The sequence below is a fragment of the Streptomyces sp. NPDC051207 genome (assembly GCF_040682395.1).
Taxonomy (GTDB): Bacteria; Actinomycetota; Actinomycetes; order Streptomycetales; family Streptomycetaceae; genus Streptomyces.
This window is the reverse complement of sequence record NZ_JBFBAX010000001.1, coordinates 319,291-345,872: the sequence shown is the minus strand read 5'-3', so window position 1 is coordinate 345,872 and position 26,582 is coordinate 319,291. Positions and strand designations below refer to the sequence as shown.

Below are 26,582 nucleotides of genomic sequence, written 5' to 3'. Positions count from 1 at the left end.
GAAACCGGCCGAACGCGACCGGGACCTTCCGGTTGCCTTCCGCGGAGCCGCCTGGTCCGCTTCGCCGCGCGCCTCGGACCGCACACCGCTGGGGGCGGACCGCCCGCCGCCCCGGACGCCGCCGGGGTTTGCCCCCCACGGGGAGGGAGACCCGGCCGTGGCCCCCCACGCCGGAAACTCCGGGGAAGGACCCGCCATGGCGATCCTCGCTGTGTTCATCCCGGTCCTGATGCTCGGCGTGGTGCTGGCCCTGGGCAGGTACGAGGACTTCCTGCTGCCGGGCGACCAGGACCCCGTCAACGTCGAACCGGCCGGCACGCGGCCTATTTCTTCTCGCGGTGCGGCAGGAACTCCTGCACCTTCGCCTTGAGGCCCTGCTTCACCATCGCACCCCGGTCCGCGTCGCCCTTCAGAATCGAGGCGGCCGTCGCCTCCATCTGCTCCCAGGTGGAGTGCGGCGGGATCGGCGGCACCGCCGGATCGGTCAGGAACTCGATCACGGCCGGACCGTCGGCCTCCAGAGCGGCACGCCAGCCCGCCGTCACGTCCTCCGGCTTCTCCACCCGGATCCCCGTCAGCCCCAGCGAGCGCGCGAACGCCGCGTACTGCACGTCCGGGAGTTCCTGCGACGGCACGAACGAGGGGGCGCCCCCCATGGCCCGCAGCTCCCAGGTCACCTGGTTGAGATCGCGGTTGTTCCACACGGCCACCACCAGCCGGGGGTCCTCCCACTGATCCCGGTACTTCGCCGCCGTCACCATCTCCGCCAGGCCGTTCATCTGCATCGCGCCGTCCCCGACCAGCGCGATCGCCGGCCGGTCCGGGTGGGCGAACTTCGCGCCGATCGCGTACGGCACCCCGCAGCCCATCGTGGCGAGCGTGCCGGACAGCGAACCGCGCATGCCGTCCCGCAGGGTCAGGTGCCGCGCGTACCAGTTCGCCACCGAGCCCGAGTCCGACGTGACGATCGCGTCGGAGGGCAGCAGCGGGTCAAGGGCGTGCGCCACGTACTCCGGGTTGATCGGGTCGGCCGACAGCTCCGCGCGCCGCGCCATGACGTCCCGCCAGCGCGTCACGTTCGCGCACACCGTGTCGAACCACTCGCGGCCCCGGCCGGACTCGATCAGCGGGACCAGCCGTTGCAGGGTCTCCTTCGCGTCCCCGACGAGATTCACCTCGTACGGGTACCGCATCCCCACCATGTGCGGGTCGATGTCGATCTGCACCCCGCGCGCCGCGCCGAACTCCGGCAGGAACTGCGTGTACGGGAACGACGAACCGATCGTCAGCAGCGTGTCGCAGTCCCGCATCAGCTCGTACGACGGCCGCGTGCCCAGCAGCCCGATGGAGCCGGTGACGTACGGCAGTTCGTCGCTCAGCGCGTCCTTGCCGAGCAGCGCCTTGGCGACCCCCGCGCCCAGCAGGCCGGCGATCGCCTCCACCTCGGCCCGCGCCCCGGCCGCGCCCTGGCCGACCAGGATCGCCACCTTGTCACCGGCGTTGAGGACGTCCGCCGCCCGCCGCAGCGACTCCTCCGACGGGACCGACGTCCAGCCGCTGCTGTCCAGGCTGGAGGGCACCATCTTGAACTCGTGCGTCGGCGCCGCGTAGTCGAGGTCCTGCACGTCGCCCGGGATGATGACCGCCGTGGGGCAGCGGCGCGCGTACGCGGTCCGGATCGCCCGGTCCAGCACGTTCGGCAGCTGCTCCGGGACCGTCACCGTCTCCACGAAGTCCGAGGCGACGTCCTTGTACAGCGAATGCAGGTCCACCTCCTGCTGGTACGAGCCGCCCATCGCGGTGCGGTGCGTCTGCCCGACGATCGCCAGCACCGGCACATGGTCGAGCTTCGCGTCGTACAGGCCGTTGAGCAGGTGGATGGCGCCCGGCCCCGAGGTCGCCACGCACACCCCGAGCCGCCCGCTGAACTTCGCATAGCCGACCGCCTGGAGCGCGGACATCTCCTCGTGCCGGGACTGCACGAACCGGGGCCGGTTCTCGGCCCTGCCCCACGCGGCGAGCAGGCCGTTGATGCCGTCCCCGGGATAGCCGAAGACGTGCTCCACGCCCCACTCGCGCAGGCGCTGCAGGACGTGGTCGGAGACCGTGGTGCTCATTGGGGGACCTCCCGGACGTGAGACGTGGGACGCAAGGGCTCGGGTGTGAAGGCGTGGGGCGGGACAGGACTCGGGCAGCGGCTCTCCGCGGGACCGAGTCACCGCACGCGCCGCCCGGAAACCTGAGCCGGTGTTTGCGGTCCGGGGGCGGGGGCAGGCGCACAGTCACAGTGCTTCGGACAGGAGGCACGCCCGTGGGAGCGGCTCAGCCCCCCGGTGCGCCGTCCGGCACGTCGGCGCTCCCGCGGTGACCGTCCAACCCAAAGCACCCGCAAGGGAGTTGCGACGCATCATGGCGACACGAGTCAGCGCGAAGCACCCGCACGACGACGCCCCCGACACCGCGGACGACTTCCGCACGCTCGTCACGCTCCCCGCCGGGCCCGAGCGCGACGCCCTCCGGGACCGGATCGTCGAGGCCTGGCTGCCGATGGCCGAACGCCTCGCCGGGCGGTTCCGCAGCCGCGGCGAAAGCATGGACGACCTGCGCCAGGTCGCCGCCCTCGGCCTGGTCAAGGCCGTCGACCGGTACGACCCCGAGCGCGGCAACGCCTTCGAGAGCTACGCGGTGCCGACCATCACCGGCGAGATCAAGCGGCACTTCCGCGACCACATGTGGACCCTGCACGTGCCGCGCCGGGTGCAGGACCTGCGCAACCGCGTCCGGTTCGCCTCCCAGGACCTGTCCGCGAACCTCTCCGGCCGCAGGCCCACCATCGCCGAGCTCGCCGAGCACACGAACCTCAGCGAGGAGGACGTCAAGGTCGGCCTGGAGGCGCTGGAGAGCTTCACCGCGCTGTCCCTGGACGCCGAACTGCCCGGCAGCGCGGACGGTTACAGCCTGAGCGACGCCCTCGGCTCGCCCGACCCGGCGCTGGACACGGTCGTGGACCGCGAGGCCGTCAAGCCGCGCCTGGCCGCCCTGCCGGAACGCGAGCGGGCCATCCTGTACATGCGGTTCTTCGACGACATGACCCAGAGCCGGATCGCCGAGCAGCTGGGCATCTCCCAGATGCACGTCTCCCGCCTGATCAGCCGCTGCTGCGGCCGGGTACGGGAGCAGGTGCTGCGGGACGCGGACGGCGAGTAGCGGGCGACGGTCGCCGCGCTGGGACCGCGGCGGTGGTCCGCTCGGCCGAGCGCGGGCGGCTTCCGCACGTCGGACCGTCGTGTCACCGGGGCGCGTGAGCGGCGGGCGCCGACGCGACCCCCGGCGGCCGTCACCCGCTCGGGCGTGTCCGTTCCGCCAATGGGGTCCGGCCGCGCGCGGCGTGGCGTGCCGCGGGCTGTGATGGCAGCGGAGGCGTGACACCGCGCCCCGCAGCCGCCGCTCGAAGGAGCCCGCCCCATGCGCCGCACCGCCCGCGCCCTGTCCGTCGCCGTCCTGACCGGCGTCGCCCTCGGCGGCCCCACCGCGGTCGTCCGGGCGGACCCGGCCGCGGAGGTCAGCCCCGCCACCGTCCAGCCGGGCGGCAGCGTCACGGTCTCCGTCTCCTGCGACCCCGGTGAGGGCCCCGCCCCGCAGACCCTAGAAGCCACCTCGGACGCCTTCGCGGACGGGGTGGCCGAACTGCGCCTCGTACCCGGCAACGACGACGACGTCACCGGGTCCGCCTACCGCGGCACCGCCCGCATCGCGTCCGCCGCCGAACTCGACGCCGGCCCCACCGGGGGCGGCCCGGACTCCGCGTGGACCGTCGACGGCACCTGCCCGGCGCCGCCCGGCGCGGAGGGCAAGCAGTGGAGCGCCACGTTCACCGTGACGCTCGGCGGCGGCGCCTCCACGGCACCGCCCAGCAGCCGTCCCTGCCCGGAGCACCACGCCAAGCCCTGCGGCGGCGCCGTGATCCAGCGGGGCGTACGGGCCGGCGGGGGCGGCGCCTTCACGGACTCCGTCCCGGCGCTGGCCGCCGGAGGCGTGTTCATCGCGGCGGCCGTGGGCGGCGCGGTGTACCGACTGCGCCGCAAGAGGCCGGCGCGCGAGGCGTGAGGGACGGGCCACGTGCCTCCCCGCGCCACGCGGAGCGGGAAGGCACGCGGCCGTCGGCCGGGGAGGCCCCGATACGGCGGTGGACCGGGAGGCCTGCGGCCCTCGGCGCCCGGAGGCCGGCGGCACCGCCGCCTGCCGTAGGGAGGGGTGGGCTTCCGGAGAGGGGGGCGGTGGCCGGGGCCATTCGCCGCGGGTGGGCTTCGCGCCTGCCGGCCCACGCCCGCCCCGCGACGCGCAAAGCGGCCCCGCCGACCCCGCGACCGGTAAACCCCCGCCCCCCGCCCCGCCAGTGTGATCCCCACGACTCCCCCCACCCCCCATGGGACCCCACCCCGGTGGGTACTCAGAACCCCGAGCCCACACACCGCTCCGTACGCCCGGCGGCGGGCCCTGGGCCCCCCGATCGCACTCGACCCGCACCGCTGCGTCCGGCGCCGGGAAGGCCACGCCCACCGGCATCGGCGTACGCGATGCCGCCCACCACGGAGGTACGGATGTCGCGGACGGCCACCGAGGGCCACGGCCCCGTCCGCTTCGGGCCGCCGCTGCCCGGCGACGGACTGCCGGTGCTGCCCGAGGCCGCCGAGGTGCTCGCCGCCGCCGCGTCCCGCGCCACGGAGGAGCCGGTCGGCGGCGGGCCGGCCCTGCTGGAGGCGGCCTGCGGCTACTGGGCCAGGCGCGGCCTGACCGCCGCGCCCCGCCAGGTGGCCGCCGCGCCCGGCTCGCCCGCCCTGCTGGTCGCCCTGACCGCGGCCATCGGCGGTGACGTCCTCGTGCCGCGCCCCTGCGCCGCCTGGTGGGCGCCGTACGCCCGGCTGCTGGGCAGGCCCGCCTTCCACGTGGCGACACCGGCCGAGTGCGGCGGCGTACCCGACCCGTACGCGCTGCTGGAGACCGTGCGCCGGGTGCGCCACGAGGGCGGCGACCCGCGGCTGCTGGTGCTGTCCGTCGCCGACGACCCCACCGCCACCGTCGCACCCCCCGACGTGCTGCACGAGACCCTGGAGGCCGCCACCGGCGAGGGCCTGCACCTGGTGAGCGACGAGACCTGGCGCGACACCCTGCACGACCCGCACGGCACCGTGCTGCTCAGCCCCGCCGAGATGCTGCCCGAGCACGTCACCGTCGTCACCGACCTGGCCGGCGCGCTGCTGCCGCCGGGCTGGCCCGCCGCGGTGGCCCGGCTCCCGGCGGGCGACGGCGGGGACGGCCTGCACGCGCGTGTGCTCGACGTGCTGACCGCGCTCGGCGCCCGCGTCGCGGCCCCGGTCGCCGCGGCCGCCGCCTACGCGCTGGCCGAGCCCGAGCCGGTCACCGCCCGGGCCGCCGCCGCCGTACGCCTCCACGCGCGCGTGGCCGCCGCCGTGCACACCGCCGTCGTCGACGCGGGGGCCGTGGCCCGCCCCCCGCAGGCCGGCCGGCACGTGTACGCCGACCTCGACCCGCTGCGCGCCGCGCTGTCCGCGCGGGGTGTGGGCGACGCGCAGGAGCTGGAGGATTTCCTGGCGGTACGGCTGGGTATGCCCGCGCCGGGCGGGCACCGGTTCGGCGACGACCTCGGGGCGCTGCGCGTGCGCCTGTCGACCGGCCCGCTGCTCGGCGGCACCGACGCGGAACTCGAGGAATGCCTCAGAACGGCTGAACCGTTTGAACTGCCGCACCCGCGGCGCGCGATGATCCACCTGAAGGCGGTCTTCGACGATCTCCGCGACGACGCTCAGCGATGGGAGTCTCCCCGATGACGCAGCAGTCCGAGTCGACCACCACCAGCCCGGACGCCCGGGGCACCGGCGCGCCGGCGGCCCCGTCGCCCCTCGCGCCCCCGGGCCCCCCGCTCCCCGAACCCCGGCCGCTGGGGGAGCGGCGGGTGTGGCCGCGGAGCTTCCACGACCGGCTGACCGCCCCGCTGCCCGGCCTCAAGGCCGTCGCCCGCTTCGCCCGCGAGGGCGCCGTACGACCGGACCGCGAAGGCCTCGCCGGCATCCCCCTGCTGCCCTACGAGCCCGGCCCGCTGCCCCGCGTCGACGCCCGTACCGTCGCCGTCACCTGGGCGGGACACGCCAGCTGGGTGGTGCGCATCGGCGGGCTCACCGTCCTCACCGACCCGGTGTGGTCCCGCCGCATCCTCGGCACCCCGGGCCGTATCACCCCCGTCGGTGTCGAGTGGAGCGCCCTGCCGCGCGTGGACGCGGTCGTCATCAGCCACAACCACTACGACCACCTGGACGCCCCGACGCTGCGCCGCCTCCCGCGCGACACCCCGGTGTTCGTGCCGGCCGGGCTGGGCCGCTGGTTCGAGCGGCGGCGGTTCACCCGCGTCACCGAGCTGGACTGGTGGGAGGCGGCCGAACTGCCCGCGGGCGGCGGCACCGACGGCGCACCGGCCGAGGCGGGCGGCGGGCGGGGGACGGTCCGCTTCGACTTCGTGCCGGCGCACCACTGGTCCAAGCGCACCCTCACCGACACCTGCCGCTCCCTGTGGGGCGGCTGGGTGCTCACCGCCCCCGACGGGCAGCGCGTGTACTTCGCGGGGGACACCGGCTACGGCCACTGGTTCACCCGCATCGGGCAGCGTTACCCGGGGATCGACCTGGCGCTGCTGCCCATCGGCGCGTACGACCCGCGCTGGTGGCTCAGCGACGTGCACTGCGACCCGGAGGAGGCCGTCCGGGCCTGCCAGGACCTCGGCGCGCGCCGCATGGCGCCGATGCACTGGGGGACGTTCGTGCTGTCCGCGGAGCCCGTCCTGGAACCGCTCACGCGCGTGCGTGCCGCCTGGGAGAAGGCGGGCCTGCCCAGGGAGGACCTGTGGGACCTGCCGGTGGGAGCCTCCCGCGTCCTGGCACACACCCACCTCGGCTGAACCGGCCCCGCGCACCGGCCCCAGCCCTGCGCACCGGCCCCGGGCGAAACCGCCCGGGGCCTCACCGCGCCCGCGCCCCCCGCACCCGCCGCCACACGCTCGGCGTCGCGCTGATCAGCAGGGTCAGCGCGACCGCGGCGACCACGCCCTCCCACGGCTCCGGGAACAGCGAACCGCCGAGAATCCCGATCAGCTGGTACGTCACCGCCCACGCCAGGCAGGCCGGCAGGTTGCCGCGGACGAACCGGCGCAGCGGCCACCGCGCCATCAGGCAGGCCAGCATCACCGGGATGCGGCCCGCCGGCATCAGCCGGGACAGCACCAGCACCGCCACCCCGTGCCCGGCGAGCTTCTCCTGCGCCTGCGCCAGCCGGTCCTCGGGCGCCCGCGACCGGAGGGCCTCCAGCCACCGCGAGCCGTTCTTCGAGCCCATCCCGCGCCGCCCCAGCCAGTACAGCGCCACGTCGCCGAGGAACGCCGCCAGCGACGCCGTCACGAACACCATCGCCAGCGAGAACGGCGTCGTCTGGTGCACGGCGACCACGGCCGCCGAACTCACCAGCGCACCCGTCGGCACCACCGGCACCAGAGCCCCGATCAGCACCAGCAGGAACAGCGAGGGATAGCCGATCGCCTGCTGCGTCGACTCCGCGGGCACCGCCGCGGGCGCGGCGGCGGCCAGCACGGTCGCCGAGGCCGCGGGCAGGCTCACCGCGCGACTCCCGGGCGCACGCTCTCGCCGTGCTCCAGCCGGTGCACCGCCACCTCCGGCGCGCGCAGCGCGGCCAGCCGCACGAACTCCGCGCCCGGCGCGTGGAACTCGTGGGGGCGCACGGCGTCCATCCCGATCGGCCAGTACGTGCCGTAGTGCACCGGCACCGCGCAGCGCGGCGCCAGCCGGACCAGCGCCTCCGCCGCCCGCCCCGCGTCCAGGTGCCCCTCACCGAGGTGCGGCCCCCAGCCGCCGACCGGCAGCAGCGCCACGTCGACCGGCCCGACCTCCTTCGCCATCGAGTCGAACAGCCCGGTGTCCCCGGCGAAGTACGTCCTGGCCTCGCCCTCCAGGACGAACCCGAGCGCGGGGGAGCGGTGCGGCCCGAGCGGCAGCCGCCGCCCGTCGTGCCGCGCGGGCACGGCCCGTACGACGAGATCACCGACCGGGGTCGCGTCGCCGGGCGCCACCTCGGTCACCCGCAGGTGAGTGAGCCGGCGCAGCCCCGGCACCGCCCGTGGTGCGCCCCGGGGCACGAGCAGGCGCGTGCCCGGCGCGAGCCGCGCGAGCGACGGCACGTGCAGATGGTCGGCGTGCAGGTGCGACACCAGCGCCACGTCCGCGCGCCACGCACCGGGCGGCGGCACCGCACCCCGCCGACGGCGCAGATGCGCGAGCCGGCGTGCGAACAGGGGATCGGTGAGCACGCGTACGCCCGAGTCCGCGACCGTGCAGGTGGCGTGCCCCCACCAGGTGATCTCCACCGGCACCTCTTTGCCTCCTTCGCGCGACTGCCCGAAGCCTACGGGCAGGAGTAGGGTCGGCGGCGAAACCGGAGGTGAGGGGAGCGCCATGGCACAACTGCGGGGTTTTCCGGGGGGGTCGGCCGCGGCGCCGGTACGGGTGACGGCGATCGCCAGCCTGACACCGCTGGAGGAACTGGACGCCGACCCGTTCCTGGTGGACTCCCGCAGCCAGTACGCCATGTGCGCCCGCTGGGCCGCCGAACACGGCTACGTCGTCACCCGGGAGCTGCTGGTGCGCGGCCTGCGGCCCGACCACTGCGCCCTGTGGGACGGCGTCCGGCCCGGCGTCGACCTGTTCGTCGCGCCGAGCCGCCGCGTCCTGCGCAGCGCGCTCGCCTCCGTCGAGGAGTTCACCGCCGAGTGCGCGCGGCGCGGGGTGCGGGTGGTGACCGTGGAGGACGCCGAGCCGCGGTACGACGCGGAGATGAAGGCGTGCGTGCACCGCCGTCTGTCGATGCCGACGGCCGGCTACGACGGCCGCTGACCACCGCCCGCCGCCGCCCGGCCGCATCCGGCGGGCGGCGCCGGGGGACGAACCGGCCCTGCCCGGCGTTGTGTCAGTGTGGGGTGGGACCCGCGGCGAGGACGGGCCCGGGGACGTGAGGTGTGCGCGGCGTGCGGGACGGGCGGTGGCGGCGGATCGCCAGTCAGGTCGGGCGGAGCATCACGGTGTGGGCGGTCTCCACGGGCACCATGCTCGTCCTGGCCGGGATCCTGCCGGACTTCCAGCTCCAGTCGGCCGACGGTGACAGCGCCACCACCATCGCCGTGACCGCCGCGCTCGGCGCCGGCGCCTTCGGTCTGCTGTCCGCCGTGGTGTGGCCCCTGCTGGTCCGCCTGCTGCTCCTGGTCCCGGCGCTGGTGCTGGGCCTGCTGGTGTTCTTCCTCAACGGCGCGCTGCTGCTGGTCGCCCTCGGCCTGAACCCGTCGGAGCGGGGCGCGGCGGCCCCCGAGACCGCGGTCGTCGTGGCCGCCGTGATGTCCGCCGTCGCCTCTGCCACCGGAGGCGCCCTCGCCGTGCGCGACGACGACGCCTACCGGCGCCGCCTGTACCGGCTCGCCGACCGCCGCCGCAGAACGGCCCCGCCGAGCCCCGCCGGGCACGGCACCGTCTTCCTGCAACTCGACGGCGTCGGCCACGACGTCCTGGCGGACGCCGTCGCCAAGGGCCTGATGCCCACCGTGGCCCGCTGGCTGCACGGCGGCGAGGGCCGCCGCACCACCCACCGGCTCACTCCCTGGCGCACCGACTGGTCCAGCCAGACCGGCGCCAGCCAGCTCGGCATCCTGCACGGCAGCAACCACGACGTGCCCGCCTTCCGCTGGTACGAGAAGGACACCCGCGAGGTGATGGTCTGCAACCGGCCGACCAGCGCCGCCGAACTCCAGCGCCGCGCCGTGCGGCACGCGGGCCACGAGGGCCTGCTCACCGCCGACGGCGCCAGCCGCGGGAACCTCTTCGGCGGCGGCGCCGACGAGCAGGCCCTCGTGCTGTCCATCGCCACCCGGCGCCGCAAGGAAACCCGGTCCCGGGCGGGCTACTTCGCGTACTTCTCCGACCCCGCCAACGCCGTGCGCACCGCCCTGTCGTTCGTCGCCGAGGTCGGCCGGGAGATCTGCCAGTCCAGCCGCGCCCGGCTGCGCAAGCAGCGCCCGCGCGTCTCCCGCGGCGGCCTCTACCCGCTCGTGCGGGCCTTCGCCACCGTCGTGGAGCGGGACGTCGTGGTCGCCGCGGTGACCGGCGACATGCTCGCCGGACGGACCGCCGTCTACGCCGACCTCGTGGCCTACGACGAGGTCGCGCACCACTCCGGGCCCACCAGCCGGGACGCCGAACAGGTCCTCGCCCGCCTCGACCGCTCCCTCGCGCTGATCGAGAAGGTCGCCGAGCACGCGCCGCGCCCCTACCGCATCGTCGTGCTGTCCGACCACGGCCAGAGCCCCGGCGAGACGTTCCGCTCCCGCTACGGCCTCACCCTCGGCGACCTGGTCCGGGCGGGCTGCGGGCTGCCCGTGCCGCGCCGCGCGCAGCGCACCCGCAGCGGCGCCGAGGCCCGCGCGGCCGTGCGGGCCGCGCTGCGCATCCCGGTGGAGGAGTCCGGCGAGCAGCACCGCCCGGCCCGGCGCTCCGAGCCGATCGTGCTGGCGTCCGGGAACCTCGGCCTGATCTCCTTCCCCGACGTGCCGCACCGCATGACCAAGGAGGAGATCGACGCCCGCCACCCGGCGCTGCTGTCCACGCTCGCCAACCATCCCGGCATCGGCTTCCTGCTGGTGCGCAGCCGGGCGCACGACGGCGTGGTGCTCGGCGCGTTCGGCGCGGAGATCCCGCTGGCCGAACTGGACGACAAGCAGGGCCCGCTGGCCGGCTTCGGGCCGGGCGCCGCCGACGCCGTACGGCGCACGCACTCCTTCCCGCACACCGCCGACATCATGGTCAACTCCTTCCACGACCCGGCCGACGGGGAGGTCCTCGCGTTCGAGGAGCAGATCGGTTCGCACGGCGGCCTCGGTGGCGCCCAGGGCAAGGCCTTCCTGCTGTCGCCGCTGGCGCTGTCCGCGCCGGTCGCCGACGGCGAGGACCTGGCCGGCGCCGAACACGTCCACCGGGTCCTGCGCCGCTGGCTGCGCGAGTCCCACGGGCCCCAGGTGCCGCCGGCGCGGACCGAGCGGGAGAACGCGCTGTGAGGGCCCCGCCGCGGTGGACCGGCCCGCGGTTCACCGCGGCGCCCACCGGTCTTGCGGATGCGCGGCGCCCGAGTGTGATCGGATGGGGGACACGGAACCCGGCAACGGGCCCACACGCGAAAGGACTAATCGTGGCTACCACGCGCTCCGCACACACCGTCTGGGAAGGCGCCCTGCTCGAGGGCAACGGCGTCGTCACCTTCGACTCCTCCGGCGCGATCGACCAGCAGCCGGTGACGTGGGCCGCCCGCACCCAGGAGGCGAACGGCAGGACCAGCCCCGAGGAGCTGATCGCCGCCGCCCACTCCAGCTGCTTCTCCATGGCGTTCTCGCACGCCCTGGCCCAGGCGGGCACCCCGCCCACCAGGCTCGTCACCTCGGCGGACGTCACCTTCCAGCCGGGTGAGGGCATCACGGGCATCCACCTCACCGTGGAGGGCACCGTGCCGGGCGTGGACAACGACGCGTTCGTCGCCGCGGCGGAGGACGCCAAGGTCAACTGCCCGGTCAGCCAGGCCCTGAAGGCCGTACCGATCACCCTGTCGGCGAAGCTCGCCTGACCCGGCGTACCGACCGCGGCGCGCGGCCCGTCCATCCCGGCGGGCCGTGCGCCGTCGCCGTGCCGCACCCCGTGGCATTGACAACGTCCCGCTCAGGATTTGTGCTGGATTCTGGGTAAGTGTCTTCGGGAGCGGCGGGAAGGGGACAGTGATGGGACGCGCGGTCGGCATCGATCTCGGGACCACGAACTCCGTGGTGGCCGTCCTGGAGGGCGGCGAGCCCACGGTCATCGGCAACGCGGAGGGCGCGAGGACCACACCGTCCGTGGTGGCGTTCGCCAAGCACGGCGAGGTCCTGGTCGGCGAGGTCGCCAAACGGCAGGCCGTGACCAACGTCGAGCGCACCGCGCGCTCCGTGAAACGCCACATGGGCGACGCCGGCTGGCGCTTCCCCGAGCAGGGCGACATCGACGGCGTGCGCTACCGGGCGCAGGAGCTGTCCGCGCGCGTGCTGCAGAAACTCAAGCGGGACGCCGAGTCCTACCTCGGCGAGGACGTCACCGACGCCGTGATCACCGTGCCCGCCTACTTCGACGACGCGCAGCGGCAGGCCACCAAGGAGGCCGGGGAGATCGCGGGCCTGAAGGTCCTGCGCATCATCAACGAGCCGACCGCCGCCGCCCTCGCCTACGGGCTCGACCGCGGCGACGAGCAGACCGTGCTCGTGTTCGACCTCGGCGGCGGCACCTTCGACGTGTCGCTGCTGGAGATCGGCGACGGCGTCATCGAGGTCAAGGCCACCAACGGCGACACGCACCTCGGCGGCGACGACTGGGACCAGCGGATCGTCGAGTATCTCGTCACGCAGTTCAAGGGCCGGTACGGCATCGACCTGGCCAAGGACAAGATGGCCGTGCAGCGGCTCCGCGAGGGCGCCGAGAAGGCCAAGACGGAGCTGTCCAGCTCCACCGAGACCACCATCAACCTGCCCTACATCACGGCCTCCGCCGAGGGCCCGCTGCACCTGGACGAGAAACTCACCCGCACCCGGTTCCAGGAGCTCACCGCCGACCTCCTCGACCGCTGCAAGGCGCCCTTCCACCAGGCGGTGAAGGACGCCGGCATCAAGCTCTCCGCCGTCGACCACGTGATCCTCGTCGGCGGCTCCACCCGGATGCCCGCCGTCACCGACCTGGTCAGGGAACTCACCGGCAAGGACCCGCACAAGGGCGTCAACCCCGACGAGGTCGTGGCCCTCGGCGCCGCCCTCCAGGCGGGCGTGATCCGCGGCGACGTCAAGGACGTCCTGCTCCTCGACGTCACCCCGCTGTCCCTCGGCATCGAGACCAAGGGCGGCATCATGACGAAGCTCATCGAACGCAACACCACGATCCCCACCCGCCGTTCGGAGATCTTCACGACCGCCGCCGACAACCAGCCCTCGGTCGGCATCCAGGTCTACCAGGGCGAACGGGAGATCGCCGCGTACAACAAGAAGCTCGGCGTCTTCGACCTCACCGGCCTGCCGCCCGCGCCGCGCGGCGTGCCGCAGATCGAGGTCGCCTTCGACATCGACGCCAACGGCATCATGCACGTCTCCGCGAAGGACCTGGCGACCGGCCGCGAGCAGAAGATGACCGTCACCGGCGGCTCCGCGCTGCCGAAGGAGGACATCGACCGCATGATGCGGGAGGCCGAGCAGTACGCCGCGGAGGACCGCGCCCGCCGCGAGGCCGCCGAGACCCGCAACCAGGCCGAACAGCTCGTCTACCAGACCGAGAACTTCCTCCGCGACAGCGGCGACCGGGTCGGCGCGGAGACGAGGACGCAGGTCGAGTCGGCCGTCAGCGAACTCAAGGACCTCCTCGAACGGCAGGCCGGCACCGAGGAGCTGCGGACCGGCGTCGAGAAGCTCGCCACCGTCAGCCAGAGCATGGGCCGCGCCATGTACGAGCAGACCGGGCCCACCGCAGCCGGCGGCACGGGCGAGGACCACGGCACGCCCGAGGACGGCGTGGTCGACGCGGAGATCGTGGACGACGAGAAGGACACCGGCACGACCGGCGACAAGGGCGGCGCGGCCTAGGGGGAAGCCGCGGAGCCTCGCCCGGACGCTTCCTGGGAGCGGGGGATCTGGCAGGCCCCGCTGCCCTCCTGGCCCTTGGGCGGCGGGACCTTCTCCGGCCAGGCGAGACCCACGAAGACCGGCCGCTCGCTCGTGTCTTCCGGATCGAGCCGGACCACGGCGACGGCCTTGTTGTACGCGTTGCCCTGGTTGTCGATGCAGATCCAGCCGCTGGCCCCGTCGACCTTGTGCACGCCCCGCAGGGCGTTCCAGTCGGTGCCGATCTCCCGGAGCGTCGGGATGTGGCCGCTCTTCTTGCCCTCGGCGTGCAGCCGGATGCCCGCGATGGCGGTCTTGGCGGAGTCGTGCACGGAAATGGTGCGCGAGTCGTAGATGTCGGACGGCCCGATCGGCCCGACGGGCGACGGCGCCTTCAGCCGCTGCGCCAGCTCGCGCACGACACCCGGTGAGCCACCGGTCTCGGGCGGCCGGGGCCGTGTGCCGAGCCATGCGTCGGGGTGTGCGATGGAGGTGTACAGGACGGTCACTTTGCCCTTCCACCGGCCGCCGTCGCCGCGCAGGCCGCGCAGCGCGTTCCAGTCCAGCTTGGCGTCGGAGTACAGCGTGGACGCGCCGGATCCGCTGACCACCGTGAAGGACTCCTCCTTGCACGGGCGGTTCCGGGCCAGTTCGTTGAGGAACTGCCGCAGATGGGTGGGCCGGCCGGCGAAGTAGACGGTGTTGACCTGCGGCCGCAGCACGCAGATGTCCGTGGCCATGCGCTTGAACTCGCTGGACAGACCGCCCTCGATGTCCGTGTCCTCGGAAACGAAGGGCATCGGCTCGTGCGGCGACCTCTTCAGCTTGCGCTCGTACGCCTGCAGCAGCGACTCGTTGTACGGGTCCGGTTGGCGGGTGTCCTTGACCAGGATGGCGTGCTCGAGGTCCAGCGTCTTGTCGAAGTGCACCAGGGCGTCGGCCTGGTCGCTGTTGGTGGGCGCGACCCGGGCGAACAGGGGGTAGCCGGTGAACTCGTTGCCGGTGATGGGGCCTCCGACGACGGGGATCTTCTTCTCCTTCGTCAGATACGCGATGGCCTGGGCGGTCGGCCGCACGCTGAGGTCGAAGCCGAACACGGTCCGGAGGTTGTGCTTCTTGTCCTCGGCGAGGCGGGCGAGCTGGTCGGCCACCGGCCGCCACTGCTTGCGGTCCTTGCCCGGGTTGGCGAGCACCATGCGGATCTTGGGGTGCTCCCCGCCGCTCTGCTTCTCGGCCCTGGTGGCGCCGTTGGCGAAGTACTGCGCGATGTAGGCGCCCTGGACCTCGTGCAGGATCTGCTTCCTGACCTCCTTGTGGTCGGAGGTCATCGGGATCATCAGGGCGATGGTGGCATGCGGCTGGCCGTCGATGCGGTCGTTCTCCTCCTTGATGCGCTTCATGACGTCGGCGAGCTCGGGCATGAAGGGCTTGCCGCCGCCGTCACTGACGCCGATGCACTCGCCGTTCGTGGTCCGCAGGCCGGGGCCGCACGGATCGGGAGTCTCGGGCCCGAACTCCTCCCACAGGAGCCATGCGGCCAGCAGCGCCATGACCACACCCAGGGCGACCGCCGCCATGAACACCGGGCCGTGCCCGGGGTGGTCGTGAGTCTCCGTCACTGTGCCTCCCCCAAGGTGGCCCGCGGTGGCGCCGACACCGAATCCCGCACCGTCACCCGCAGCAGCCTGCGCTCGCGCTTGCCGTCCTCCACACGCAGCTCCCAGCTGTCGAGAAGCGTCTCCAGCTCCGCGAGGGGAGCCGCCGTGAGCCCCGCCTCCGCGTCGTCGCTGACCACCAGGACCACGGGGTGGGTGATCGTTCCCCACTTCACCAGGCTGCGCATGTGCTTGTGGGCGGCGAGGTACGCGTCGAGGACGGTCCGACCCTCGGCGTCGTGCACTTCGAGCAGCATCAGCGGGGGCTGGTTCCTGTTCAGCCGGCGCAGCAGGCCGTAGTGCGCGTCGATGTCCGCGAGGAAGGCGGCGATGAGGAATTCGTTGCGGTGGGTGACCCGGATCTCCTCCTGCTGGGCCGCCTCCTCGCGCACCTCCTCCGGGTCGTCGGGGCGCGGCGGGCGCGGCCGGAAGAAGTGGAACATCCTGATGGCGATCGCCTCGCGGCTGGAGAACGCCCCACCCGTTCGCACCTTCAGGGCCTGCCCCCACCAGCGCAGGGCCACGCGGTCGGCCCGCGGGCGCAGGGTCACGAAGCGCACCAGCGTGGACAGCGACGCCAGGACGGCGCCCACCGTGCCGGCCGCCGCCATCGGCTGCTCCAGCTCCTGCAGCAGTGTGTCGCGCCTGGATGTCTCCTCCTGCCGCTTCCTGCCCAGGTCGCGCACCAGGGCCCGGTGCGCGTACTGCAGCCGCTCCAGTTCGAGGTCCGCGTGTTTCGCGGCCCAGGCGTGGGCGAGCAGCCCGAGGTGGAAACGCGCGAAGGACGGGGCGCGGCGGCCGGCGGGACCGCTCAGGCCGGTCATCCGGGTCGACAGATACCAGAAGGAGTCCGCGACCCCTTTGTCCATCGGGACTTCGGGCACGTTCACCGGCAGCCGTTCCGCGTACTTGTCGCGCAAAGTGCGCAGGAGGCGGCTCTGCTGCGTCCGGTCGAGTCCCACCACCTCGATGACCGGCGGCCCGCCCTTGCGTCGCAGCCTGCTTCCCGCGCTCGGCCGGTTCCGCGGCTCCATCACCAGGCCGGAGACGATGCGGGTGAGAAGACGCTCGTGGTCCAACTGTTTCCCCCGTCCTCACGTGCCCCCGAGCCCTGGGCGCCTTGGGGTCCTGTGGGTTCGGGGGCTCATGAATATTACGCAGCTCCAACTACTCGCAAGCGCAGAACGGTTGACGCTCCGTCATTGGCCTGATTTCGCGCTCGTCCCGTCGCGGCCGTACGGAAAACGTCCCTGACCGGGCCCCGTCAGGGCTTGCGCGCCACCCCGGCGTACACCGGCACGATGCCCTCCGCCTGTGCCGCCACGTCCTCCGGCTCCGGGCGCCAGCCGGTGACCGCGACGACGCCGGGGCCCAGCAGCTCCAGGCCCTCGAAGAAGCGGGTGAAATCGGCCAGCGTGCGCGGGTGGAACGGGGTGCCGCCGCGGGCGCACAGACCGGTCACCTTCTCGATCGACATGCCCGCCCCTCCCAGGTCTCACAGCGCCCGCCGCCAACTCGCCGACCTGCCGGGCGCATTGAGCGCCCGGCGCACCACCGCCGGCATTACCTCAGGGGTAATCGACTGCGCGCACCGCTCCGACGATCGTGGACCTACCGGGTTCCGGGCCGGCGCACTCCGGCCCGGGACCCGGCCACCAGCGCAACTCGACCCCGATGGAGGGTGATTCGCCATGACCGCGACACAGCTTGCCGCGCTCGCCCGCACCCCGGAGCCGCAGCGGATGCTGCGCCGCTTCCTGGCGCTCGACGCGGTGGTGACCGGCACCAACGCCGTCGCCTACCTCGCCGTCTCCGGCCCGCTCGGCCGCTTCCTCGGCGTCCGCCCCGGGCTGCTGCTCGTCCTCGGCGTGTTCCTCGCCGTGTACGCGGCAGCCGTGGGCCTGACCGCATCCCGGGCGCATCCACCGGCCCTCGGCGTGCGGATCGTGGTGGAGGCCAACCTCGCCTGGGCCCTGCTCAGTTTCCTCGCCCTCGCGCTGTGGCTCACGCCGTCCGCGGCGGGCACGGTGTGGACGATCCTCCAGGCGCTGACCGTGACCGGGTTCGCCGGGCTCCAGCACCAGGCGCTGAAGGCACGTCAGTCCGACCGGTTCTGAAGGTACTTGGCCGTCACCGGGTCGGCCGGGAGGAACGTCTCGATGGCCAGCTCGGCGACCGTCACGTCCATCGGCGTGTTGAAGGTGGAGATCGACGAGACGAACGACAGCGTCCGCCCGTCGTGCTCGATCAGCATCGGCAGCGCGACGTACGGATACGCCGCCGCCCCCTCGCCCGCCGCCGCCTCGGGGCCCGTCGCGTCGTCCGGCACCGGATACGCCGCGACCTCCTCGTACAGCGCCCGCAGCGCCTCGGAGCGGTGCAGCGCTATCTGCCGCTCCATCTGCCCGAGCAGATGCCCGCGCCACTCGCGCAGATTGCGGATGCGGGGCGCCATGCCCTCCGGGTGCAGCGTCAGCCGCATCGCGTTCAGCGGCGGCTCGAGCAGATGGTCCGCGACGCCCTCCAGGAACATCAGGATGCCCTGGTTGGCCGCCACCACCTGGTACGTCGCGTCCACCACCACCGCCGGATACGGCTCGTAGCCCTGGATGAGCCGCTCGATGCCCTCGCGCAGGGCGCCCAGGGCCGGGTCGTCCAGCGGGGTCTCCGGGTAGCGGGGGGCGTAGCCGGCCGCGAGCAGCAGCGCGTTGCGCTCCCGCACGGGGACGTCCAGGTGCTCGGCCAGCCGCAGCACCATCTCCTCGCTGGGCCGCGCCCGGCCCGTCTCGACGAAGCTGATGTGCCGGGCGGAGGAGTCGGCGCGCAGCGCCAGCTCCAGCTGGCTGATCCTGCGCTGCTCCCGCCAGGCCCGCAGCAGCGGACCCACACCCCGCCCGGCGGCAGGGGCTGCGGCGGAGGACACGGGCATCGTGGTCATGGCACGACGGTAGTCGACCGGCCCGCGTGCGGGGGGCGCACGGGCGCCCGCAGCACCCTGAGCAACCACCCCGCGCACGGCGGCGTGCGCGGGGGTCGCAGGGCCGCGCGGACAGCGGTCGGCAAGGCCGCCCCGGGTGCGGCGGGCGCGGCCCTGCGAGGGCGCCGCGCGGCCTCCCGCCCGCCGACGTGCGCGGGGCCCGCAGGGTCGCGCGGGCAGCGCCCCGCACGGCCCGCCCCACCCGAGGTGCCGCAGGACCGCGCGCAGCGCCTGCACGGCCCCCCTCGCCGGCGGCGCGCGCGAAGCCCCGCAAGGCCGCGTTTCGCGGCGCGCCGCCCGCGGCGGTGTACGCCGAGGTGCCGCAGGGCCGCGCGTAGCGCCAGCACACCCGCCCCGGGTGCGGCGGGTGTACGTCGAGGGAACGCAGAGCCGTGCGCAGCACCCGCACGACCGCCCCGCCTGCGGCGGCGCACGCGAAGCCCCGCAAGGCCGCGCCCGCAGCACCCGCACGGCCGCCCCGCCCGCGGCGGCGCACGCCGAGGTGCCGCAGGGCCGCGCGTGCGCCCCGCGCGACCTTCCGCCCGGTGGCGTCGGGCACCGTCCCGCCCGCAGCGGGGCACGCCGAGGCCCCGCAGGAGCGCGCAGCGCCCCGCGCCCCCGCCGACCGTCTGTGGCACGCTGAAGGCGCACCCCGGTGTCACGGAAGGAGCGCGGACCATGCCCGTCGAACCGCTGTCGCAGGAGGAGATCGAGGAGCGTCTCGGTGACCTGCCGGGCTGGTCCGTCCAGGACGGCCGGCTCACCCGTACCTACCGCCTCGGCACGCACTTCGCGGCGACGGCCATGGTCGTCCACATCGCCCAGGTGCAGGACGAACTCGACCACCACAGCGACCTCACCCTCGGCTACAACACCGTGACCCTCGCCGTGCACACCCACAGCGCGGGCGGCGCCGTCACCGAGAAGGACTTCGAGCTGGCCCGCAGGGTGGCGGACCTCGCCCCGGGCCACGGGGCACACTGAGGCATGTGCTCGACTACGACAGGGAAGCCGAACGCTACGACGCCTCACGCGGCGGGGAACCCCGGGCGGCCGCCGCGGCCGGAGCCGTCCTCGGCCTGATACCGCCCGGCGCGCGCAGCCTCCTCGACGTGGCCTGCGGCACCGGCATCGTCACCCGCCGCCTCGCCGCCGCACGGCCCGCGCTGCGCGTGACCGGCGTCGACCTCACCCCGGCCATGGCCCGCCGCGCCGCCGCCCGGCTGCCCGGCGCCGTCGTCCTCGGCGACAGCCGCCGACTGCCCTTCAGAGACGGCGAGTTCGACGCCGTGACCAGCGTGTGGCTGCTGCACCTGGCCGAACGCGCCGAGGACGTCCGGCGCATCGTCGGCGAATGCGCCCGGGTCCTGCGGCCCGGCGGCGTGTACGTCACCACCGTCGACAAGGCCGCCGCCCACAACGTCGGCAGCGACATCGACGCCGTCCTGTCCTCCCGCCCGCCGCGCCCCGCCCGCGACGACGCCGCCGCCGTCGAGGCGTACGCGGCCGGACACGGCCTCAGCCCCGCCGGGCAGGCCCGCTTCCGGGGCCACGGACAGGGCCGCAGCCCCCGGCGCACCATCGCCGACCTGCGCCGCGGCTGGTTCGTCACGCTGCCCCCGGGCGACCCGCTCAGCGACCGCTTCGCCGCCCGCCTGGCCGCCCTCCCGGACCAGGACCGGCCCCGCGCGGACCCGGTCTTCACCCTCCGCGCGTTCGTCAAGGCACCCGGGAAGTAGACCCCGCGGCGGCGGCAACCCCGCGGCGCCCGGCGGCGACTGGGAGACGGAACACCCCCGGAACCCCCGCCTCCCAGGAGGCCCGTTCCCACGAGGCACCCCGTCCAGCGCCGACTTCCCGGCCTGGTGGGACGGTGACGTCGTCCGCGAACTCCTCGACGGCCCGCGTCGACAAGTACGGCACGTCGTCCGACACCCGGCTGGCCCGCCGTATACACGCCGTAAGGCCTCGGCACATGAGGAAAGGGCGCGTGCCGACACCCGGCACGCGCCCTTTCCGCGCGGTCACTGCACCGCGCAGGTCTTGTCACCCATCCTGAACGCGACCGGTTTGGTGTTCGTGCCCGACCACTCGCCCGTGAAGCCGAAGCTCACCGACGAACCCGCCGCGACGGTCCCGTTCCAGCCCAGGTTCTTCGCGGTCACCGCGGCACCCGACTGGGTGTGCTGCGCGTTCCACATCTGCGTGACCTTCTGCCCGTTGGCGAAGGACCAGGCCAGCGACCAGCCATTCCAGGCGCTCGGGCCGGTGTTGCCGAGCCGGACGTCCGCCTGGAAGCCGCCCGTCCACTGGTTGGTGACCTTGTACGTCACCGAGCAGGCGCCGGCCGGCTCCGGGTCCGGACCGGGGCCCGGGCCGGTGCCGGAGTCGGAGGTGTCGCCGTAGATGACGCCCCGCCCGTTCGTCGCCACGTACACCCGGCCGTACACCCGCGGGTCGCCCGTGATCGCCGCGCCCGTCCAGCCCCACTGGTGGGCGTCGTCGTTGACGCGGGTCCAGGTCGCGCCCTTGTCGGTGGAGCGGAAGATGCCGCGCACCCCGCCGATCTTGGCGCTGGTGAACAGCGTCTGGTACGAGGCGCCCGGTGCCGCCTTGCCGAAGCCGATCGTGTCGGCCTGCTCGACGTTCGGCAGCTTCGTGAAGCTCGCGCCGCTGTTCGTGGAGTGCCACAGACCGTACGCGCCGTCGCTCGCGCCGCCCGCCAGCCACACGTCGCCCTTCGCGCCCGGCAGCGCCTTGAAACGCACGCTGTCGCCGGAGGGCAGGCCGGTCGCCGCGGACGCCGTGAACGTGGCGCCGCCGTCCGTGCTGACGTAGAACTTGCCGGACTTGAAGCCGTAGAACACCTTCGGGTCGACCCGGTCCGACTCCACGACGGCGCCCGCCGGGATGCCCGTGGACGCCGACCAGGACGTGCCGAAGCCGGTCGTGTGGTGCACGCCCGCGCCCTGCGGGCTCCACACGAACCGGCTGCCGTCGGCCGCCGCCGCGACCGTTCCGCCGCCGCTCACGCCCGACGGGTCGGTCCCGCCGAACCAGTTGGCGCCGTTGTCCGTGGAGAACGCGATGTGCGGACCGGAGTCGAGGTTGCCCACCCGCACGACCGTGTTCGGGTTGCTCTCGGCGTAGTCCAGGCTGGTCGTGGAGGTGAAGTTCGGCTGCGTGTACATCATCGCCGGCACCTTGGTGAGGTCCGTGTGCCGGAAGCCGCCGATGTCGCCGAGCGCGCTGAGCAGCGGGGCACCCGACGGGGGTGAGGCGATGTCGTTGACCGCGGTCTCCTCCAGGCCCCGCACCATCGGCGTGATGGTGAACTTCGCGCCCGAGTCCCAGTTCGTGAGGTTCTCGGTGCCGTAGACCGTCGCGCCCGTGCCGTACATCATGCGGTCGGAGTCGAACGGGTCGATCTCCAGCGACTCCGTCATCCAGCCCAGCTTGGGGGTCTGCTCGGGAGGCGACGGGTTCGCGCCCCACGTCAGCCACGGCGACGACGACACGTCCATCGTGTAGCGGTTCTCGCGGGTCGGATACGACGTGTAGTCCCAGGCCTTCGTCCAGGTCGCGCCGCTGTCCGTGGACCGGAAGATCTGCGTGTCCGGCCACCAGGAGCTGTACGCCGTCGCCATCACCGTGCCGGGGTCCTGCCGGTCGACGGTCAGCCCGCTGAAGCCGAAGTAGGTGTCGGCCTCGGCGACCGGGCTGATGTCCGTCCAGGTGCCGGACGCCGTCGCGTACCGGTACAGGCGGCCCTTCCCGCCGTCGTAGGGACCCCCCGAATCGCTGTACGCGAGGTACAGGTGGCCGTTCTTCGTGTCCAGGACGCCCTTGTGGGCGAGGTAGCCCGTGGGCTGGCCGGCCAGCCGCTGCCAGGTGGCGCCCGCGTCCGTCGACCGGTACACGGCATTGGCCTTGTCCGCCACCCCGACGTAGATCGTCTTGGTCGCGCTGCCCGCCGTGCCCGTGGACTCGTCGAAGGTGACCCAGACGATGCCCTGGTTGTCGCTCGCGTAGCCGCTCGTGTCGCTCGGGTCCTGCGCGTAGTTGCCGACGTTCGGGAAGTTCGCCACCTGCGACCAGGTGGCCCCCGAGTCCGTCGACCGCCACAGGCCCTTGCCGCTGGGCGCGCCGAGATACAGCACGCTGTTCCTGTTCGGGTCGACGGCGAGGCGTTCGCCCATGCCGCGGCCGGGCATGTTGCCGCCCAGCTTGAACGGCAGGTCCGCCTTCCGCCAGCTCGCGCCCCGGTCCGAGGACCGCAGCACGGCACCGTTCGTCGGATCCCAGCTGTTGGTGTACGTGCCGACCGCCGCGTACACCCGGTCGGGGTCGACGGAGTCGGAGGCGAGCGAGACGACGCCGGTGTGGCCCCACTCGTCCCAGCCGACCGAGTCCAGCAACGGCGTCCAGGTCCGCGTCGCCTCCTGCCAGCGGTAGGCGCCGCCGATGTCGGTGCGGGCGTAGGCGAGGTCCTTCTCCGTGCGGTTGAAGACGATGCCCGGCACGAAGCCGCCGCCGTCGATCCGGGCGTTCTTCCAGGTGTACGTGTCGGCCGCCACAGCCGTCCTCGGGCTGTCGGCGGCCGGTGCGGGCGGGGAGCCCGCGAACAGCAGGCCGGCGGCGAGTGCCGACACGGCCACGAGCAAGCGCTTTCTTCGCATGGCTGTGAGGTCCTTCCGATGAGGAGAAGGGGGAGGGCTGCCGCCGCTCCCTGGTCCGGGAGCGACACGACGACCGGGCGGCCCCTGTGCGGGTGGGGCCGCCCGGCGCGCGGTACGCGGAGAGCGGGGACTATTCGAGGAGCTCCGCGTACGAGCCCATGGCGAGGGCGATGTCCGCCTGGGCCCAGAACCGGTGGTACGTGAACGTGGGCGCGGCTCCGCCCGCGAGATAGGCCTCGATCTTCGACCAGGCCGGGTCGTTCTTGTAGAAGGAGCGGATCGACGCGAAGGTCGACGACGAGTTGATCACGTCACCGTTCGGCATGGTGCCGGTCCAGCCGCTCGGGACGTACAGGCTGTCGTTGAAGCGGTTGTAGTCGGAGCGGGTCTCCTGGACGGCGATGCCGAGGTCGTCCTGGTGGTTCTTCCACATGCCGTCCAGCAGCGCCTTCGCCGTGGTGGCGGCCTCGGTGTCACCGGAGCGGTCGGCGTAGTACGTCAGGGTCTTGGCGTACGCCGCCGCCACACCGACGTCGTTGGTGTAGTCGGCCACCGTGACGTGCAGGTTGCTGTTGGCGCCCGGGCTCGTCGCGTTCCAGGTGTCGGGCTGGCCCGACCACTTGAGCGTCGACGGGATCCGGAAGGTGCCGTCCGGGTTGACCGTGGTGTGCGACAGCGCCCAGTCGACCCACTTGTCCAGGACCGACTTCGCGAGCGCGTTGCCCGACTGCTGGTAGTACTCGGCGACCCGCTCCATCGACCACGCCTGGAAACCGAACCACTGGTTCGACGGCGGGTCGTGGTAGACGGGCTTCTCGTCGTAGTACATGCCGTAGAACGTCGACACACCGGCCGGCGGTGACGCGTACCGGCCCGCCCAGCTGTTGGTCGCGCCGCCCGCGATGCCGCCCTCGTCGGCCTGCAGCCAGCGGTAGAACTCCACCTGCCGCTGCAGCGACTTGGCCCAGTCCGCCGCACCCGTCGCCGACTTCGGCTTCAGGTCGGCGTAGTTGCTCAGCGCGTACGCCGCGAGCGGGTTCTGGTAGCCGCCGTGCGCGTGGCTGGAGCCGATGCGCCAGGCCCAGCCCGCCGAGGTGTCGGTGGCGCCGCCCCAGGCGTAGTACCAGGACAGCAGGTAGTGCGAGGAGTCCTTGCCGGTGCCGGCCGGGCAGGACGGGCTGGTGCAGTTGCCGATCTTCTTGAAGTACTTGTCGAACATGGCGTAGCGCAGGTAGTCGCCCATCTTCGCGGCCTTGGCGACGGTCGCCGAGACCTGGGAGCCCTTGCCCTGCTGCTTCGCCCAGATGTCCGCCCAGTACGCCGCCTGCACGGCCCGCGCGTCGGCGTCCGGGGCGTTGGTGAACTTCCACTGCTTGGCGTAGGACGCGTCCTTGGTGAACAGGTCCAGGAAGCCGTTGCGGCCGCCGTACTTGAAGGCGTCGCAGGTGGGCTGCGGGACCGTCTCCCACACCGACTCCTGCGGGCCGCGCTGGAAGGTGTTGATGTACGACGGTCCGGTCGCGGTCGGCCCGGCCTCGCACTTGCCGGGCTCGTTGCCGAAGCCGTAGATGTTGTCGACGTCCTGGATCCAGTGCATGCCGTAGACGTCGTCCGTGCCGTACGTGGACTTCAGCTCACCGGCGATCGGGTCCGGCCCCACCGAGACGCCCGTGTCGAGCGCGGACGGGTACTGGTTCACGTTGTCGTACTCCGGCGCGTACGTCGCCGGCTTCGACGGGTTGTAGAAGGAGTTGGTCGGCTGGTCCGCGCGGGTGGGGATCATGTACTTCTCCATGATCTCCCAGGCCCCGTTGAACTTGGTCCAGTCGCCCGTCACCTTGCCGTACATGGCCTGCAGCCACAGCAGGTAGCTGTACGCCTCCGAGGTGGTCTCGTGGCCGTGGTCCGGCGCCTCGACGATCAGCGTCTCGACCGAGTGGTACGGGATGCCCTCGGGGGAGAAGTAGCCGTTCGCCGGGTTGGTGATCTTCCCGTACAGGTCGAGGAAGCGGGCCTCGTACGCCTTCGTCGCCCCGATCTGCGTCACGGTGACCGACGCCTTGCCGTGGCCCGGCGCCGTCGACTCGAAGACGGCCGCACCGGTCCCGGTGGCGTCGGCGGTGACGGTCACCTTCTGCGCGGTGGCCCAGTTCGACGGCGTGAAGGTCAGCGACGCGCCGCCGGTGACCGACAGCCCCGTGTTGCCGCTCGCGCGGGCGGTGGTGACGGTGACGTTGGAGGCGGGCTGCTTGGACAGTTTCACCTCGTAGGTGCCCGTCTTGCCCTGCTGCACGGCGAGTTGGGCCGGCGTGGCGACCACGGTCGGACCGGACGTCACCGTGATGCCGACCGGCGTGGAGCTGGCGGACGCGCCGAGGCTGTCGTAGGCCTTCGCCACCAGCGAGTGGCTGCCCACCGACAGGTCGGAGACGGAGAGCGAGTACGGCGAGCTGGTGTCCGTGCCGAGCAGCCGGGTGTCGTCGTAGAACTCCACCTTGCTGATCGTCGCCCGGTCGGCGGCGGCCGCGGTCGCCGCCAGCGGGACCGCCTGGCCCTGCGTGTAGACCGCACCGGCCGAGGGGCTGGTCAGCACCGCGATCGGCGGCTGGTGCGCGCCGTTGCAGGCGGTGCCGTTGACCGTGAAGGAGGCCGGCGCGGTGTTGGTGCCGCTGTAGGTGAACTGCGCGCCCGTGGTGACGGCGGCGCCCGCGGCGATCCGCGCGTTGTAGGAGACGTTCTTCACCGTGACCGACTGCCCCGACTGCGACCAGCTGCCGTTCCAGCCGTTGGTCAGCTTCTGGTTGCCGGCGTACGCGTACGTCAGGGTCCAGCCGTCGATGGCGTCCGAACCGCGGTTGGTGATGGTGAGGTCGGCGGTGAAGCCGGAGCCCCAGTCGTTGGTCTTGTAGTCGACGCTGCACTGAACGGCCGCCGCCCGGGCGGGAGTCGACCCGGTCGACAGCATGGTCAGCGGTAACGCGAGGGCCGCCACGACAGCGGTCAGCAGCCGCCGCGTCGTGCGGCGTCTGCGGCTGGGTTGCATGTGCTGGTTCCTCCTTGCGGCTCGGAGAAGTGGGGGAGGAGCAACAAGCCTTGAACCAGTGGGAGCGCTCCCATAGTGGGGAAAGGGCCGGAAGGGGTCAAGACGCTTGAAGAGTCGAAAAGATTCGACTGCCTTCGACCAGGAAAATTTGCAACTCCTCTGTCCTTCCCGGTCACTTGGCGCTAGCTTCGTTGCACCAGTGGGAGCGATTCCATCAGTCGGCACGCCTGTCACGGCATGCCCGAACTGCAAGGAGTCGCTCATGCGACACCCCCCGCGTTCAGCTCTTTCGTCCCTCACGGGCGGTCACGGCAACCCGCCCGGTGTGCCACTGCGTCACCGCCGGCTTCCGGCCTGCCCCGAGGGACCCCGGCGACCCGGCCGCCCCGTGCGCCCGGCGTCCCGGAGCGGGGACCGTCGCGTTCCTGCGGGGAGCACGTCCGCCCCG

The 26,582-nt window shown here is 73.3% G+C and carries 21 protein-coding genes; 12 read left to right on the top strand and 9 right to left on the bottom strand.

The genetic code is table 11. The features are described 5' to 3' along the window. The first annotated feature begins 196 nt into the window (after window positions 1–196). The gene (locus AB0M97_RS01520; protein ID WP_365958629.1) at window positions 197–370 is read left to right on the top strand and encodes a hypothetical protein; all 174 of its coding nucleotides are present in this window, start codon (window positions 197–199) and stop codon (window positions 368–370) included. Here AB0M97_RS01520 and AB0M97_RS01515 read toward each other — a convergent pair. Next, complete coding sequence (locus AB0M97_RS01515; protein WP_365958628.1) at window positions 324–2,117, bottom strand: thiamine pyrophosphate-requiring protein; 1,794 nt, start codon at window positions 2,115–2,117, stop codon at window positions 324–326. The two genes, AB0M97_RS01520 and AB0M97_RS01515, sit on opposite strands and share 47 nt — an antisense overlap. A gap of 292 nt (window positions 2,118–2,409) precedes the next feature. Between AB0M97_RS01515 and AB0M97_RS01510 the strand changes: the two genes are divergently transcribed. From AB0M97_RS01510 to AB0M97_RS01495, 4 genes are all read left to right on the top strand, one after another. After that, a complete protein-coding gene (locus tag AB0M97_RS01510; RefSeq protein WP_365958627.1) occupies window positions 2,410–3,207 on the top strand; it encodes an RNA polymerase sigma factor SigF in 798 nt (265 codons plus the stop codon). A gap of 258 nt (window positions 3,208–3,465) precedes the next feature. Then, complete coding sequence (locus AB0M97_RS01505; protein WP_365958626.1) at window positions 3,466–4,107, top strand: hypothetical protein; 642 nt, start codon at window positions 3,466–3,468, stop codon at window positions 4,105–4,107. A gap of 494 nt (window positions 4,108–4,601) precedes the next feature. Then, complete coding sequence (locus AB0M97_RS01500; protein WP_365958625.1) at window positions 4,602–5,849, top strand: aminotransferase class I/II-fold pyridoxal phosphate-dependent enzyme; 1,248 nt, start codon at window positions 4,602–4,604, stop codon at window positions 5,847–5,849. Beyond that, window positions 5,846–6,970, top strand: coding sequence for an MBL fold metallo-hydrolase (locus AB0M97_RS01495; RefSeq protein WP_365958624.1), 1,125 nt, complete (start codon window positions 5,846–5,848; stop codon window positions 6,968–6,970). Before AB0M97_RS01500 ends, AB0M97_RS01495 begins: the two co-directional genes overlap by 4 nt. Before the next feature lie 61 nt (window positions 6,971–7,031). On the opposite strand, the gene AB0M97_RS01490 is transcribed toward AB0M97_RS01495, so the two are convergent. Next, a complete protein-coding gene (locus AB0M97_RS01490; protein ID WP_365958703.1) occupies window positions 7,032–7,676 on the bottom strand; it encodes a VTT domain-containing protein in 645 nt (214 codons plus the stop codon). A 2-nt stretch (window positions 7,677–7,678) separates the two neighbouring features. Beyond that, entirely contained in the window at window positions 7,679–8,452 is a 774-nt protein-coding gene (locus tag AB0M97_RS01485) for an MBL fold metallo-hydrolase (protein ID WP_365958623.1), read from the bottom strand. 82 nt (window positions 8,453–8,534) lie between these two features. Between AB0M97_RS01485 and AB0M97_RS01480 the strand changes: the two genes are divergently transcribed. From AB0M97_RS01480 to dnaK, 4 genes are all read left to right on the top strand, one after another. Beyond that, window positions 8,535–8,972, top strand: coding sequence for a hypothetical protein (locus tag AB0M97_RS01480; protein WP_365958622.1), 438 nt, complete (start codon window positions 8,535–8,537; stop codon window positions 8,970–8,972). Window positions 8,973–9,094: 122 nt separating this feature from the next. After that, window positions 9,095–11,176 (top strand): alkaline phosphatase family protein, encoded by a 2,082-nt coding sequence (locus AB0M97_RS01475; RefSeq protein WP_365958621.1) that lies wholly within the window; start codon window positions 9,095–9,097, stop codon window positions 11,174–11,176. A 131-nt stretch (window positions 11,177–11,307) separates the two neighbouring features. Next, window positions 11,308–11,736: an OsmC family protein gene (locus AB0M97_RS01470; protein WP_365958620.1), complete on the top strand. Its 429-nt coding sequence runs from the start codon at window positions 11,308–11,310 to the stop codon at window positions 11,734–11,736. Window positions 11,737–11,887: 151 nt separating this feature from the next. Continuing rightward, on the top strand, window positions 11,888–13,762 hold the full coding sequence (gene dnaK, locus AB0M97_RS01465; protein ID WP_365958619.1) for a molecular chaperone DnaK: 1,875 nt from the start codon (window positions 11,888–11,890) through the stop codon (window positions 13,760–13,762). Here dnaK and AB0M97_RS01460 read toward each other — a convergent pair. The 3 genes from AB0M97_RS01460 to AB0M97_RS01450 form a co-directional block, all read right to left on the bottom strand. Beyond that, window positions 13,759–15,399: a hypothetical protein gene (locus AB0M97_RS01460; protein WP_365958618.1), complete on the bottom strand. Its 1,641-nt coding sequence runs from the start codon at window positions 15,397–15,399 to the stop codon at window positions 13,759–13,761. The two genes, dnaK and AB0M97_RS01460, sit on opposite strands and share 4 nt — an antisense overlap. After that, the gene (locus AB0M97_RS01455) at window positions 15,396–16,514 is read right to left on the bottom strand and encodes a hypothetical protein (protein ID WP_365958617.1); all 1,119 of its coding nucleotides are present in this window, start codon (window positions 16,512–16,514) and stop codon (window positions 15,396–15,398) included. Before AB0M97_RS01455 ends, AB0M97_RS01460 begins: the two co-directional genes overlap by 4 nt. Before the next feature lie 185 nt (window positions 16,515–16,699). Then, the gene (locus tag AB0M97_RS01450) at window positions 16,700–16,912 is read right to left on the bottom strand and encodes an SAM-dependent methyltransferase (RefSeq protein ID WP_365958616.1); all 213 of its coding nucleotides are present in this window, start codon (window positions 16,910–16,912) and stop codon (window positions 16,700–16,702) included. Between the two features lie 214 nt (window positions 16,913–17,126). On the opposite strand from AB0M97_RS01450, the gene AB0M97_RS01445 reads away from it, so the two are divergent. After that, the gene (locus AB0M97_RS01445; RefSeq protein ID WP_365958615.1) at window positions 17,127–17,552 is read left to right on the top strand and encodes a hypothetical protein; all 426 of its coding nucleotides are present in this window, start codon (window positions 17,127–17,129) and stop codon (window positions 17,550–17,552) included. On the opposite strand, the gene AB0M97_RS01440 is transcribed toward AB0M97_RS01445, so the two are convergent. Next, entirely contained in the window at window positions 17,534–18,373 is an 840-nt protein-coding gene (locus AB0M97_RS01440) for a helix-turn-helix transcriptional regulator (RefSeq protein ID WP_365958614.1), read from the bottom strand. The genes AB0M97_RS01445 and AB0M97_RS01440 overlap by 19 nt on opposite strands. 717 nt (window positions 18,374–19,090) lie before the next feature. Between AB0M97_RS01440 and AB0M97_RS01435 the strand changes: the two genes are divergently transcribed. Together AB0M97_RS01435 and AB0M97_RS01430 are read left to right on the top strand one after the other, a co-directional pair. Beyond that, window positions 19,091–19,396: a 4a-hydroxytetrahydrobiopterin dehydratase gene (locus tag AB0M97_RS01435; protein WP_365958613.1), complete on the top strand. Its 306-nt coding sequence runs from the start codon at window positions 19,091–19,093 to the stop codon at window positions 19,394–19,396. Window positions 19,397–19,401: 5 nt separating this feature from the next. After that, window positions 19,402–20,151, top strand: a complete 750-nt coding sequence (locus AB0M97_RS01430; RefSeq protein WP_365958612.1) for a class I SAM-dependent methyltransferase — start codon at window positions 19,402–19,404, stop codon at window positions 20,149–20,151. Between the two features lie 285 nt (window positions 20,152–20,436). Here the strand turns inward: AB0M97_RS01430 and AB0M97_RS01425 are convergent, their stop codons facing one another. Together AB0M97_RS01425 and AB0M97_RS01420 are read right to left on the bottom strand one after the other, a co-directional pair. Further along, window positions 20,437–23,091, bottom strand: a complete 2,655-nt coding sequence (locus AB0M97_RS01425; RefSeq protein WP_365958611.1) for a cellulose binding domain-containing protein — start codon at window positions 23,089–23,091, stop codon at window positions 20,437–20,439. Window positions 23,092–23,221: 130 nt separating this feature from the next. After that, window positions 23,222–26,134, bottom strand: a complete 2,913-nt coding sequence (locus tag AB0M97_RS01420; protein WP_365958610.1) for a glycoside hydrolase family 48 protein — start codon at window positions 26,132–26,134, stop codon at window positions 23,222–23,224. Window positions 26,135–26,582: the final 448 nt, after the last annotated feature.